The 13,050-nt window shown below is 71.6% G+C and carries 13 protein-coding genes; 7 read left to right on the top strand and 6 right to left on the bottom strand.

The genetic code is table 11. From position 1 onward, the window contains the following. Nucleotides 1-87: 87 nt before the first annotated feature. The 5 genes from ABEG17_RS01050 to ABEG17_RS01030 all read left to right on the top strand — a co-directional run bounded on the left by ABEG17_RS01050 (nt 88) and on the right by ABEG17_RS01030 (nt 5,586). Nucleotides 88-1,311 carry an NAD(P)/FAD-dependent oxidoreductase gene (locus tag ABEG17_RS01050; protein ID WP_406831400.1) on the top strand — a complete coding sequence of 408 codons (1,224 nt, stop codon included), beginning with the start codon at nt 88-90 and terminating at the stop codon, nt 1,309-1,311. A gap of 198 nt (nt 1,312-1,509) precedes the next feature. Beyond that, nucleotides 1,510-4,008, top strand: coding sequence for an ExeM/NucH family extracellular endonuclease (locus ABEG17_RS01045; protein ID WP_406831399.1), 2,499 nt, complete (start codon nt 1,510-1,512; stop codon nt 4,006-4,008). A gap of 90 nt (nt 4,009-4,098) precedes the next feature. Further along, a complete protein-coding gene (gene dapB, locus ABEG17_RS01040) occupies nt 4,099-4,851 on the top strand; it encodes a 4-hydroxy-tetrahydrodipicolinate reductase (protein ID WP_406831398.1) in 753 nt (250 codons plus the stop codon). Further along, entirely contained in the window at nt 4,852-5,199 is a 348-nt protein-coding gene (locus ABEG17_RS01035; RefSeq protein ID WP_406831397.1) for a hypothetical protein, read from the top strand. Nucleotides 5,200-5,217: 18 nt separating this feature from the next. Continuing rightward, the gene (locus tag ABEG17_RS01030) at nt 5,218-5,586 is read left to right on the top strand and encodes a VOC family protein (RefSeq protein WP_406831396.1); all 369 of its coding nucleotides are present in this window, start codon (nt 5,218-5,220) and stop codon (nt 5,584-5,586) included. A 21-nt stretch (nt 5,587-5,607) separates the two neighbouring features. On the opposite strand, the gene ABEG17_RS01025 is transcribed toward ABEG17_RS01030, so the two are convergent. From ABEG17_RS01025 to ABEG17_RS01005, 5 genes are all read right to left on the bottom strand, one after another. Then, nucleotides 5,608-5,922, bottom strand: a complete 315-nt coding sequence (locus tag ABEG17_RS01025) for an AzlD domain-containing protein (protein ID WP_406831395.1) — start codon at nt 5,920-5,922, stop codon at nt 5,608-5,610. Further along, the gene (locus tag ABEG17_RS01020; RefSeq protein WP_406831394.1) at nt 5,919-6,689 is read right to left on the bottom strand and encodes an AzlC family ABC transporter permease; all 771 of its coding nucleotides are present in this window, start codon (nt 6,687-6,689) and stop codon (nt 5,919-5,921) included. The genes ABEG17_RS01025 and ABEG17_RS01020 overlap by 4 nt, the downstream gene beginning before the upstream one ends. After that, nucleotides 6,686-7,312: an N-acetyltransferase family protein gene (locus tag ABEG17_RS01015; protein WP_406831392.1), complete on the bottom strand. Its 627-nt coding sequence runs from the start codon at nt 7,310-7,312 to the stop codon at nt 6,686-6,688. The genes ABEG17_RS01020 and ABEG17_RS01015 overlap by 4 nt, the downstream gene beginning before the upstream one ends. Before the next feature lie 132 nt (nt 7,313-7,444). Next, nucleotides 7,445-7,912 carry a dihydrofolate reductase gene (locus ABEG17_RS01010; protein WP_406831391.1) on the bottom strand — a complete coding sequence of 156 codons (468 nt, stop codon included), beginning with the start codon at nt 7,910-7,912 and terminating at the stop codon, nt 7,445-7,447. Nucleotides 7,913-7,942: 30 nt separating this feature from the next. Beyond that, nucleotides 7,943-8,734, bottom strand: coding sequence for a thymidylate synthase (locus ABEG17_RS01005; protein ID WP_406831390.1), 792 nt, complete (start codon nt 8,732-8,734; stop codon nt 7,943-7,945). A gap of 188 nt (nt 8,735-8,922) precedes the next feature. Here ABEG17_RS01005 and dapA point away from each other — a divergent pair, with 188 nt between their 5' ends. After that, nucleotides 8,923-9,813, top strand: a complete 891-nt coding sequence (gene dapA / locus ABEG17_RS01000) for a 4-hydroxy-tetrahydrodipicolinate synthase (protein ID WP_406831389.1) — start codon at nt 8,923-8,925, stop codon at nt 9,811-9,813. Next, on the top strand, nt 9,810-11,495 hold the full coding sequence (locus ABEG17_RS00995; protein WP_406831388.1) for a ribonuclease J: 1,686 nt from the start codon (nt 9,810-9,812) through the stop codon (nt 11,493-11,495). Before dapA ends, ABEG17_RS00995 begins: the two co-directional genes overlap by 4 nt. Nucleotides 11,496-11,522: 27 nt before the next feature. On the opposite strand, the gene ABEG17_RS00990 is transcribed toward ABEG17_RS00995, so the two are convergent. Beyond that, a complete protein-coding gene (locus ABEG17_RS00990; RefSeq protein ID WP_406831387.1) occupies nt 11,523-13,034 on the bottom strand; it encodes an aminotransferase class V-fold PLP-dependent enzyme in 1,512 nt (503 codons plus the stop codon). Nucleotides 13,035-13,050: the final 16 nt, after the last annotated feature.

Genomic DNA, 13,050 nt, shown 5'->3' with positions numbered 1-13,050 from the left:
CGAACGGGCCGGCCCACCTCACGGTGGGTCGGCCCGTTCGTCGTCCCCGGGGTTGCGCCGCGGACCGGGTCGGCGAAGGGTGGGGACATGACTGATGAGCGCACGTTCGTGGTGGTCGGTGGTGGGCTCGCGGGAGCCAAGGCCGTGGAAGCGTTGCGGGACAAGGGGTTCGGGGGTCGTCTCGTGCTGTTCGCGGGCGAGGACCACCTGCCGTACGAGCGCCCGCCGTTGTCCAAGGACTACCTCAAGACGGGGGAGGGGCTCGACGACGCCTTCGTGCACGACGAGGACTGGTATGCCGCGCACGACATCGACGTGCGCACCGGCACCGTGATCGCCTCCGTGGACCGGGACGCTCGCGAGGTGGTGACCGCGGCGGGCGAGCGGACCGGCTGGGACCGGCTGCTCCTGGCGACGGGCAGCTCGCCGCGACACCTCGACCTGCCCGGAGCAGACCTCGATGGGGTCGTGTCGCTGCGCACGATCGAGGACAGCAACCGACTGCGCGGGGCGCTGAAGCCGCAGGCCCGGGTCGTCCTCGTCGGTGGCGGGTGGATCGGGCTCGAGGTCGCGGCCGCGGCACGCGAGGCCGGGGCCACGGTCACGGTGCTCGAGTCGCTCGACCTACCGCTCGTGCGGGTCCTCGGGCCGAAGGTGGCGCAGGTGTTCGCGGACCTGCACCGCGAGCACGGGGTCGACCTGCGCACCGGCGTGCAGGTCGAGGAGCTCGTTGGGGAGGGCGGTTCGGTCACCGGGGTGCGTCTGGCGGACGGCAGCACCGTCCCGGCAGACCTCGTGGTCGTGGGCATCGGTGCGGCACCCAACACCTCACTCGCGGCAGATGCCGGGCTCGACGTCGACAACGGCGTGGTGGCTGACGCCGTCGGCCGCACCAGCGACCCCGACATCTTCGCGGTGGGGGACGTCGCGAACGTCGAACACCCCTTCCTGGGGCGTCGGGTCCGGGTCGAGCACTGGGCGAACGCGCTCAACCAGCCCACCCTCGTCGCATCGGCGATGCTGGACCAGCCCGGCCCGGAGGCCGAGCTGCCGTACTTCTTCACCGACCAGTACGACCTCGGCATGGAGTACCACGGGCTCGGCAGCCCCGACGACGAGGTGGTCGTCCGCGGCGACCTGGCGGGACGGGAGTTCGTCGCGTTCTGGCTCCGCGACGGGGTCGTCACGGCCGGCATGAACGTCAACGTGTGGGACGTCGGCGACGCCGTCAAGGGCCTGATCCACTCGCGCTCACAGGTCGACCGGGCACAACTTGCCGACCCGGACGTGCCCTTGGAGATCCTGACCTGACCTTTACCTTGTGGACGCCTTCCATACCTCCACAAGGGGTTCTGTCCATGTTTGACTCCACCCTTGGCGCCGGGCCCGCATCCTTGGGCGGCGCGACTTTCGAGAACAACTCGGGTGTGGAGGACTGCTGTGCGCGAAGGCCGCAAGCAACTGATGGGGGCGGCGGGCGTACTTGCGCTCACCGCCGGTGTGATTTCCGTGGCGACGAGTGCGCAGGCCGCACCGTCACCCACGGCTGGTGTCGTCATCAACGAGGTGTACGGCGGCGGGGGCAACTCCGGCGCGACGTACAAGCAGGACTTCATCGAGCTGGTGAACACTGGTACCGCGCCGGTGAAGCTCGAAGGGTGGTCGGTGCAGTACTCGTCCTCGGGCGGTACCAGCTGGGCCACGACGGGGCTGGCGGGCACCCTGCCCACCGGCGCCAGCTATGTGGTCAGTGAAGCCTCTGGAACCGGCGGGACCACCGCTGTCACGGCCGACGTTGTCGGATCCATCGCCATGGCAGGCACCGCCGGCAAGGTGGCGCTGGTCAACACCGCAGCCGCCCTGAGCGGCTGTGGCGCGAAGGCGGCCGGTTCGACCGCCTGCTCCGACCTGCCGCAGGTGGTCGACTTCGTGGGATACGGGTCGGCCAACGACTTCGCCGGCTCCGCACCGGCGGTCGCACCGAGCAACACCGCCTCGGTGTCCCGCAACGCCGCGCACGCCAACACCGCCGACAACAAGGCGGACTTCGCCACCGGTGCGCCCAGCCCGGTCGCCTGCGGCGACGCGTGCACCCCGGCCCCGACGGGGCCGAAGGAGGCCACCATCGCGGAGGTCCAGGGGCCCGGCGCCACCTCGCCCCTCGCCGGTGAGACCGTCGTCGTCAAGGGGGTCGTCACCGCGGCCTACCCGACGGGCGGTTTCAACGGCTTCTTCCTCCAGACCCAGGGCACCGGCCCCGAGCCCCGCGCCGACGGCGCCTCGGACGGTGTCTACGTCTTCCAGCCCGGGACGCTGTCCCCCGAGGCCGTGGTGGGCAACTTCGTCCAGGTGACCGGCAAGGTCAGCGAGTTCGGGGGTCTCACCGAGATCTCGACCACGTCGGCCGACGTCGTCGACGCCGGCACCGCCTTCAGCCCCGTCCAGCCGCTGACCGGGTCGTGGCCGGCCACCGACGCCGGGCGCGAGTCCATCGAGGGCATGCTCTTCCAGCCCACCGGCGCCTACACCGTGACCAACACGTTCGGCACCAACCAGTACGGCGAGGTCGGCCTCGCCGTCGGCACCACGCCGCTGCTGCAGAACACCGAGGTCGCCAAGCCCGGCACGCCGGAGGCGGCCGCGGTCGTCGCTGACAACGCCAAGCGCCTGGTCACCCTCGACGACGGCTCGTCGACCAACTTCACGGCCAGCAGCTACTCGGCCGCGACGTGCGCGGGCCGCCCCGTGCCCTGCCTGCTCAACGCCGACAAGACGCCGGCCTACGTCTCCACGACCAAGCTGGTCCGCGTCGGTGCGCCGGCGACCTTCACCGCTCCGGTCGTCGTCGACTACCGGTTCAACCTGTGGCGCTTCCAGCCCACGGCCCAGGTCGTGGGTCCCGACAACGCCACCTCCCCGGTGGAGTTCACCAACACCCGCACCGCGGCCCCCGACGAGAAGGACCTGAGCCAGCGCGGGACCCCGGACCTCAAGGTCGCCTCGTTCAACGTGCTGAACTACTTCACCGACCTCGGTGACGCCGACCCGTCCTGCACGGCGTACTACGACCGCGACAGCAGCGGCGACACGGTCCGTGACGGCTGCGACCGTCGCGGTGCCTGGGATGCTGCCGACCTCGCTCGCCAGACCGAGAAGGAGGTGTCGGCGATCAACGCGCTCGACGCCGACGTCGTCGGGCTCATGGAGGTCGAGAACTCGGCGCAGTTCGGCCACTCGCGGGACGAGACCCTCTCGCGCCTCGTCACCGCGCTGAACGACAAGGCCGGCGTCGGGACGTGGGCCTTCGTCCCGTCGTCCACGGACCTGCCCCCGACGGCCCAGCAGGACTTCATCACCACGGCGATGATCTACAAGCCCGCGAACGTCATGCGTGTCGACCGTTCCCGGGCCCTCGGTGACCAGAGTGGGCCGGGTCAGGCCTTCGTCAACGCTCGTGAGCCGATCGCCCAGACGTTCAGGAAGAAGACCGGCAAGGGCGACAAGTTCCTGTTCGTCGTCAACCACTTCAAGTCCAAGGGCTCGGCCGGTCCGTTCCCCGGCGACAAGGACAACGGCGACGGCCAGGGCGCTTCGGTGACCAGCCGCGTCCTGCAGGCCCAGGCGCTGCGCGACTGGGTCCCCGGTGTCGCGGCGGAGTACGGCGCCAAGGCCATCGTCATGGCCGGCGACTACAACTCCTACACGATGGAGGACCCGCTCGACGTCCTCTACCGGGCTGGGTACACCGACGTGGGCTCGACCTTCGACCCGGGCCGATACTCGTACTCGTTCTCGGGCACGTCCGGCTCGCTCGACCACATCCTCGTCAACGAGGCGGGTCTGAAGATGTCCACGGGCGCCGACCACTGGAATATCAACTCGGGTGAGTCGGTGGCGCTGGAGTACAGCCGCTACAACTACCACTCGACCGACTTCCACGACCCGGGCCCGTACCGGTCCTCGGACCACGACCCCGTGGTCCTCGGCCTCAAGGCCTTCGTCAAGTAGTCCTCCGGGCCGCAGGGCCCGACCACGCAGGACCGCGTATGGCGGGTCCGCCCCCTCGGGGGTGGGCCCGCCATCGCTACGCTGGCGACCATGAGCGAGTCGACCACAGTGGCCGTGATCGGGGCAGCCGGACGGATGGGCGCCGAGGTTTGCCGTGCCGTCGAGGCTGCCGACGACCTCGAGCTGGTCGGCAGGTTCGACCAGGGTGACGAGCTCGGTGACCTCGCCGGCGCGCAGGTCGTCGTCGAGTTCTCGGTGCCCGACGCGTCGCCGGCCAACGTGGCCCACTGCGTCGAGCAGGGGGTGCACGTCGTCGTCGGGACCACCGGCTGGGACGAGTCCCGGTTGGACGCCCTCCGGGGGATCCTGGCCGAGCACCCAGGGGTCGGGGTCCTGGTCGCCCCCAACTTCGCCATCGGCGCGATCCTCATGATGCGCTTCGCGCAGGAGGCCGCCCGCTTCTACGAGTCCGTCGAGGTCATCGAGCTGCACCACCCCGCCAAGGTCGACGCACCGTCGGGCACGGCAGCGCGCACCGCGTCCCTCATCGCGGCGGCCCGTGCCGAGGCCGGCATCGGCGAGGTCCCGGACGCCACCACCCACGACCCGGACGGCGCCCGCGGCGCGCGTGTCGACGGCATACCGGTGCACTCGGTGCGCCTGCGGGGACTGGTCGCGCACCAGGAGGTGCTTCTCGGTGGGGTGGGGGAGATGCTCACGCTGCGGCACGACTCCTTCGACCGCACGTCGTTCATGCCCGGTGTCCTCGCCGGCGTGCGTGCCGTCGGCGAGCACCCGGGACTGACCGTGGGCCTCGAGCACTTCCTCGGTCTGGACGACTGAGTGCGCGAGAAGGTCACCGCGCTGGTCACGCTCGTGGTGCTGGTGTTCTACTCCGCCACCATCGGCTGGCGAGGCGTGGCGCTCATCGGTGACGGCCGCCCCGCGTCCATCCTGCTGGGGCTCGGCGTCATCCTCATCCCCGTCGTCGCGCTGCTCGCGATCGCGCCGCTGGTCCTCCTGGCCCGGGACGGGTCGCGGATGCTGGCACAGGCCAGGGAGTCCGGTGCCGAGGGGACGTGGGCGACCGAGCTCGAACTGGCCGAGGCCTGCCGCGTCGCCAAGGACCGCAAGGGCGAGCAGACCCACTACCGCGCCGCGGTCCGGGCCTGGCGGGCATCCCGCGGCTGACCGTCCTACGGTGGAGGCATGCACCGTTCACGCATCGGCATCGTCCTGGTCGACCACGGCGCGGAGCACTACGACCAGAGCCTGGCGTTCTGGGCGGGGGTGCAGGGGGTGCACCCGCGACAGGATGGCCCCTACGCCTCCGTCGGGGAGATCGGCGGGCTGAACCTCGAGGTGCAGCGCCTGGAGCAGGGCGGCCCGCGCGTCCACCTCGACATCGAGTCCGACGACGTGCGGGCCGAGGTCGCCCGGCTCACCGCGCTCGGCGCGACGGTGGTCGAGGAGCGCGACGGGTATGTCGTCATGGCGGACCCCGGCGGGGTGGTGTTCTGCGTCGTGGGGATCCAGACGGGGGACCGGTTCGTCGAGGACGCCCTCGAGTGGCCGTGACCCGATCCCTGCCCTGAGGGGTTACGGGAGGCCCAGGAGGCGCAGTCCGGCCGCGGTGGCGGCGGCGAGAACCACGACGACGATGAAGGGCGCCCGCAGGAGCAGTGCGAGGATCGCGACGCCCACCGCGGCCGCCCGGGAGTCCAGGACGATGCCGCCCGAGGAGCTCGTCAGGGTCTGCACCCCGACCAGGGCTGCGAGCAGGGCGATGGGCAGCGCCGAGGTGATCCGGGTCGTGCGCTGGCCGTCCAGCCACCTGGCCGGGACGAGGTGCCCGACGTACTTGAGGACGAAGGCCAGTGCCGACGCGACCAGGACAGCGGTCCACGTGCTCATGACGGCTCCTCCTCGCCGGCCCAGTGGTGCGGTGCCGGCGGGTCGGAGTGGGCCCGGCGCCACAGTCCCGCCACCAGCGCGGTCGTGGCAGCGACCAGCACGGGGACCCCTGCCGGCGCGTGCGGGGCGAGCAGGACGGCAATGACGGCGGAGGCCGCAGCGATCGCGAAGGCGTCGGCCGACTTCAGCCGGGGCCAGAGCAGGGCGCAGAACGCCGCAGCGGCGGCGGCGTCGAGTCCGTAGGTGCGCGGGTCTCCCATGGCGTCACCGGCCAGGGCCCCGGCGAGGGTCGCGAGGTTCCACAGGACGAAGACGCCGATCCCCGTGGCCCAGAACCCGATCCGGCCTGCGGCTGCCTCCGGCTGGGCGACGCCCACCGCGGTCGACTCGTCGATGGTGAGCTGCGCAGCGGCGACCCGGCGCGGTCCCCGTACTCCGAGCAGTCGTGCGACCTGCAGGCCGTACAGCCCGTTGCGGACGCCGAGGAGGGTGGAGGTGGCGATCGCCGCGGGTGCGCCTGCCGGGCCGGCGGCGAGCACGCCGACGAACGCGAACTGCGACCCGCCGGAGAAGAGCAGCAACGACAGCGCCTGGGTCTGCAGGATCGACAGGCCGGCGGCGACCGACAGTGCACCGAAGCTGATGCCGTAGGCGCCCGTGGCCACGGCGACCGACAGCGCCTGGCGCAGCACGGTCCGGCGCCGTTCGGGGGAGAGGACGGACGTCCCGGCTGCCGAGGCGGCCGTCGAGCGGGGCTCGTCGGTCACGGCTGGGACGGGTCGCCGGGCTCCCCGTCGGGACGGATGTCGGCGACGAGGCGCACCTCGCGCGCAGTCCGGCCGTCGGGGGAGACGACCCGGTCGCGGAAGGCGCCGTCGGGGTGCAGCCCGGATGCAGACAGGAAGGCCCGAGTCTGCTCGTCGGAGGCGAGGACCCACGTGTGCAGCGTGTCGGCGCCGGCCCCGCGCAGGGTGTCCACCGCCGCGTTGAGCAGTCGCGACCCGTGACCGGCGCGACGGGCCTGCGGATGGACCGCGAGCGCGGAGACCTCGCCGGTGGCGCCGCCGGCATCGGGGTCCTGGCTGGGTCCGATCGAGGCGAACCCGACGACCTGGTCACCCGCGCAGGCCGTCAGCAGTCGGTAGACCCCTGCGGGCGGCGAGGACAGGGACTGGCGCCAGGCGTTCCCGAACGCCGCGGGCTCGAAGGCCGCGAGCACGTCGTCCGGCACGACGCCCTCGTACGCCTCGCGCCACACGATGGCCTGGACGAACCCCACGGCGGGGGCGTCGGTCTCGCGGGCGGTGCGCACGCTCGCGTCCGCCAGCGGTCCCCGGGTCTGGTCGTGCTGGTGCTCGTGGTCGTACGGGTGGTCGTGCGCGGGACTCATGCCGGCCATCCTCGCACCCGCTCCGGGCGTGCCACGTCTCGGTCCGGGCGCCGCGGACAGAGGGGGAGCGTCGGCGCTACGTCACTGAGTGCAGAACGCGCTCAGTGACGTAGCGCCGATGCCGAGCCTGGGTCAGGTGCGCTCGTAGGTGACCCAGCTGAAGCCGTCGCGGTCCTCGCGCGCGGTCTCCTGCCAGCGGCGCGGGTCGATCGGCGGGAACCGCACGTCACCCTCGGGGGACTGGTCGACCTCGGTGATGAGCAGCCGGTGGGCCCACGGCATCGCCTCGGTGTAGACCTGCCCGCCCCCGCAGACGAACACCTCGCTCACCGGACCGGCGAGGGACAGGGCCTCGCTGAGGGAGTGGGCGGTCTCGACGTCGGGGTGCGACCAGTCGGGCTGCCGGGTCACGACGATGGTGCGCCGACCCGGCAGCACGCGCCCGATCGAGTCGAACGTCTTGCGCCCCATGATCATCGGGTGCCCCATCGTGGAGCGCTTGAAGAAGGCGAAGTCCTCGGGCAGGTGCCACGGCATGTCGTTGTCGGCACCGATGACGCCGTTGCGCCCGACCGCGGCGATGAGGGTCACGTTCGTCATGCCCAACAGGGTATGCCGTGGGCGTCCCGCTCAGACGGCGATGGGCGCCTTGATCGAGGGGTGCGCCTGGTAGCCGACGAGCTCGAAGTCGCCGAGGTCGAACTCGTCGATCTGCTTGCCGCGCGCGATCTTCATCGTCGGCAGGGGCAGCGGCTCGCGGGTGAGCTGGAGCCTGGCCTGCTCGACGTGGTTGGAGTACAGGTGCGCGTCACCGAGGGTGTGCACGAAGTCGCCGGGCTCGAGGTCGCAGATCTGGGCGACCATCATCGTCAGCAGGGCGTAGGAGGCGATGTTGAAGGGCACGCCGAGGAAGATGTCGGCCGAGCGCTGGTAGAGCTGGCAGGAGAGCTTCCCGTCGGCGACGTAGAACTGGAACATCGTGTGGCACGGGGGGAGGGCCATCGAGTCGACGTCGGCGACGTTCCACGCCGAGACGATGTGGCGGCGCGAGTCGGGGTTGGTGCGGATCGACTCGATGACCTTGGCGATCTGGTCGACGTGTCCGCCGTCAGGCGTGGGCCACGAGCGCCACTGGTAGCCGTAGACCGGGCCCAGGTCGCCGTTCTCGTCGGCCCACTCGTCCCAGATCGAGATGCCCCGCTCCTGCAGCCAGCGGACGTTGGAGTCGCCGCGCAGGAACCACAGCAGCTCGCCGATGATCGACTTGAGGTGCAGCTTCTTGGTCGTGAGGACCGGGAACCCCTCGGAGAGGTCGAAGCGCATCTGGTAACCGAAGACCGAGCGCGTGCCCGTCCCCGTCCGGTCGGACTTGTCCGTCCCGGTCGTCATCACGTGGTCGAGGAGGTCCAGGTACTGCTGCACGACGAAAACCTAACACCGCGCGCCGACGCAGCCCGGCGCCATACCGAGGGGCGGTCGGGCTGCCGACCCCGGCGGTGGGAGTGGGCCGCAGCGCGGATCCGGTCGCCCGGGACACGGATCCCGCCAATGTCCGCGTCGCTGCGCGAGCACGCAGCGGGCGAGCCGGGCCGGAGCGATAGCCTGCGGGCATGAGCACAGAGTCACCGTTCGGTCGCCTCCTGACAGCCATGGTCACCCCGATGCGGCCCGACGGCAGCGTCGACGCCGAGGGTGCCAAGCGCGTGGCCCAGCACCTCGTCGACACCGGGCACGACGGCATCGTCGTCAACGGCACCACCGGTGAGTCCGCCACCCTCAGCGACGACGAGAGCCTCGAGATGGTCAGCCTCGTCGCCGAGGCCGTCGGGGGGCGCGCCGCCGTCGTCGCGGGGGTCGGCTCCAACGCCACCGCACACAGCGTCGAGATGGCCGCCCGCGCCCAGCACGCCGGCGCGACCGGGCTGCTGCTCGTGACGCCCTACTACAACAAGCCGACCCAGGCCGGCGTGGTCGCGCACTGCCGGGCCGTGGCCGGGGTGACCGACCTGCCGGTGATGCTCTACGACATCCCCGGTCGCACCGGTATCCCCTTCGCGCCCGAGACCCTCGCCGAGCTGGCCACCGTGCCGGCCATCCGCGCCGTCAAGGACGCCAAGGGTGACGCGTGGTCCTCGACCAAGGTGATGGCCGCCACCGACCTGATCTTCTTCTCCGGCGACGACGCGACGACCCTGCCATGGCTCGCCCTGGGCGCCATCGGCACCGTCAGCGTCGTCGGCCACGTCGCTGGCCGCGAGTACGCCGCGATGATCGAGGCCGTCGACCGCGGCGACCTGGCCGCCGCCCGAGAGATCCACCGTCGGCTGATCCCCGCCGTGGACGCCATCATGAGCACCTCGCAGGGGGCCATCATGGCCAAGGCTGCGCTCGTCGAGCTCGGCGTCATCGAGCACGCGACGGTGCGACTGCCGCTGGTCGAGTCACCGCCCGAGCACCTCGACCTGCTGCGCGCAGGGCTCAAGGAGTCGGGTCTGCTGTGAGCCACCCGCACCCGGAGCTGACCCTGCCGCCCCCGCTCGCCCCGGGCGGCGTGCGCGTCGTGGCCCTCGGCGGCCTCGGCGAGGTCGGCCGCAACATGGCCGTCATCGAGCACGCCGGTCAGCTGCTCGTCATCGACTGCGGCGTGCTCTTCCCGGAGGAGAACCACCCCGGCGTCGACCTGATCCTGCCCGACTTCGAGTACATCGAGGACCGGCTCGACCAGGTGCAGGCCATCGTGCTCACCCACGGCCACGAGGACCACATCGGCGCCGTGCCCTACCTGCTCAAGCTCAAGCCCGACCTCCCCGTCGTCGGCTCGATGCTCACGCTGGCGCTCGTCGAGGCCAAGCTCAAGGAGCACCGGATCGCCCCCCTGACGCTCGGGGTGAAGGAGGGCATGCGCGAGAGGCTCGGTGTCTTCGACTGCGAGTTCGTCGCCGTCAACCACTCGATCCCCGACGCGCTCGCGGTCTTCGTCCGCACGCCCGGCGGCACGGTCCTGCACACCGGCGACTTCAAGATGGACCAGCTGCCGCTCGACGGTCGACTCACCGACCTGCGCGCGTTCGCCCGCCTCGGTGAGGAGGGCGTCGACCTGTTCATGACCGACTCGACGAACGCCGAGGTCCCGGGTTTCACGACCCCGGAGAAGGACATCGCGCCGGCCATCGACAAGGTCTTCCGCGACGCCGAGCGCCGGATCATCGTGGCCTGCTTCTCCTCCCACGTGCACCGCGTCCAGCAGGTGCTCAACGTCGCCGAGAAGGCCGGGCGCAAGGTCGCCATGGTCGGCCGCTCGATGGTGCGCAACATGGGGATCGCAGCCGATCTCGGCTACCTCCACGTGCCGGACGGCGTGCTCGTCGACGTCAAGAAGCTCGACACCTTCCCCGACCACCAGGTCGTCCTCATCTGCACGGGTTCGCAGGGCGAGCCCATGGCCGCACTGTCACGGATGGCCAACCGCGACCACCGGATCGACGTGGGCCGCGGTGACACCGTGCTGCTGGCGTCCTCGCTCATCCCCGGCAACGAGAACGCCGTCTACCGCGTCATCAACGGCCTCATGCGCCTGGGCGCGAACGTCGTCCACAAGGGCAACGCCAAGGTCCACGTCTCCGGTCACGCCAGCGCCGGCGAGCTCCTCTACTGCTACAACATCGTCAAGCCCCGCAACGTCATGCCGGTGCACGGCGAGTGGCGACACCTCGTGGCCAACGCCGACCTCGCCGTCCAGACCGGGGTGCCGCGCGATCGCGTCGTCCTCGCCGAGGACGGTGTCGTCGTCGACCTCGTCGACGGGGTGGCCAGCATCGTCGGGGCCGTCGACTGCGGCTACGTCTACGTGGACGGGTCGTCGGTCGGTGAGTTCGACGAGGCGCTGCTCAAGGACCGCAGGATCCTGCGCGACGAAGGCTTCATCTCGGTCATCGTCGTGATGGACTCCGCCACCGGCAAGATCGCCGCCGGCCCGGAGATCCAGGCCCGTGGGTTCGCCGAGGACGACGAGATCTTCAACCAGGTGCGTCCCAAGATCGAGCAGGCCCTCGCCGAGGCGACCGGCAAAGGGATCACCGACTCCTACCAGCTCGAGCAGGTCATGCGGCGCGCGGTCGGCGGCTGGGTCGGCGGCAAGATCCGTCGCCGCCCCATGATCATCCCGGTGGTCATCCAGGCCTGACCGCTTCACCCGCTCCGGCCGGGCCGGTCACCAGGGGCGGGCAGGGGAGAGGTCGCGGGTGTCGTCCACCGGCAGCCACCCCTCGGGGGTCTGCTCGTATGCCGCCTGCGGACCGTTCGCGGCGAGGTCGGCGACCGCGGCGAGCAGGCGCTGCACGTGCTCGGCGGTGGTGCCCAGCCCGACACTGGCGCGGATCGCGGTCCCGGACCCCGCGGCATACGGGTCGTCGAGGAGGGTGTCGACGCACAGGTGGGCGCAGAACTTGCCGTCCCGGACACCGATGCCGTGCTCGGCGGAAAGGGCTGCGGAGACGAGCGAGCTGTCGAGGCCGTCGATGGTGAAGGTCGCGACGGCCACCCGCTCGTGGTCGTCGCCGAAGAGCGAGTAGGTCTCGACGCCGTCGATGGCGCGCAGACCCTCGACCAGGGCCGCACCCAGTGCTGCCTCGTGGGCCTCGACGGCCGCCGAGCCGGCCCGCAACGCGTGGCACGCGGCGGCCAGGGCGACGGCGCCGATGACGTTGGGGCTACCCCCCTCGTGGCGGGCCGAACCGGTCTGCCAGGTGACTCCCTGCTCGGTGACGGACTTCGTGGCGCCGCCGCCCGCGAGGTAGGGAGCGGCAGTGTCCAGCCAGTCCGAGCGGCCGGCCAGCACGCCCGCCCCGAACGGTGCGTAGAGCTTGTGGCCCGACAGGACGACGTAGTCGACGCCGAGCTCGGCGAGGTCGACGCGGCGGTGCGGGGCGTACTGCGCCGCGTCGAGGACCACACGGGCGCCGGCCTTGCGGGCGATCGCGGCGAGCTCGCGGACCGGCCACACCTCGCCGGTGACGTTGGAGGCGCCGGTGAGGACGACCAGTCGGTGCCGGCCGTGGCGCTGCTTGAGCGCGGTGCGCAGCAGGACCGCTGCGTCGGCGGCGCTGCCGGGGACGGGAAGCCGAGTGGTCTGCCGGGCCTTCCACGGCAGCAGCGCCGCGTGGTGCTCGGTCTCGAAGACGAACACCTGGGTGTCACGCGGCAGGGCGCGGGCGAGCAGGTTGAACGAGTCGGTGCTGTTGCGGGTGAAGACGACCTGGTCGCCCTCGCGGGCCCCGACGAACGCGGCGACCTCCTCGCGGGCCTGCTCGTACCAGGCGCTGGTCACCTTGGACGCGTAGCCGTTGCCGCGGTGCACCGAGGAGTAGGTGCGCAGGGCGCTGTCGACGGCGGCCTTGACGCTGACCAGGGCCGGGGTGGAGGCGGCATGGTCGAAGTTCGCGTAGTCGGCCGGTCCGTTCAGGGTGGGGACGACCAGGCCGGCCGAGACGACGGCCGGCAGCGCTGCCGCGTCGGGGGTGGCCGCGACGGGGGTTGCTGCCTCGGGGGTTGCCGCGTCGGGGGAGGCGGCGTCGAGCGGGACGGTCGGCGGGGCGACCAGCGGCGGCACGGCCCACAGGTGCTCCCGGGCGTTCTCGCGGGCGTGGGCGAGGGGAGCGGTGCGGCGGAACGCGCGGTCCGGCGTGCTCTCGGGGGTGGTCGGCGGGGTGCTCGCGATCGACATGGAGGTCAGCTCCTGG

Origin of the sequence: Pedococcus sp. KACC 23699, assembly GCF_045348425.1 — a bacterium.
Lineage (GTDB): Bacteria > Actinomycetota > Actinomycetes > Actinomycetales > Dermatophilaceae > Pedococcus.
The sequence above is the reverse complement of the archived record's forward strand: the minus strand, read 5'-3'. Positions and strand labels throughout refer to the sequence as shown.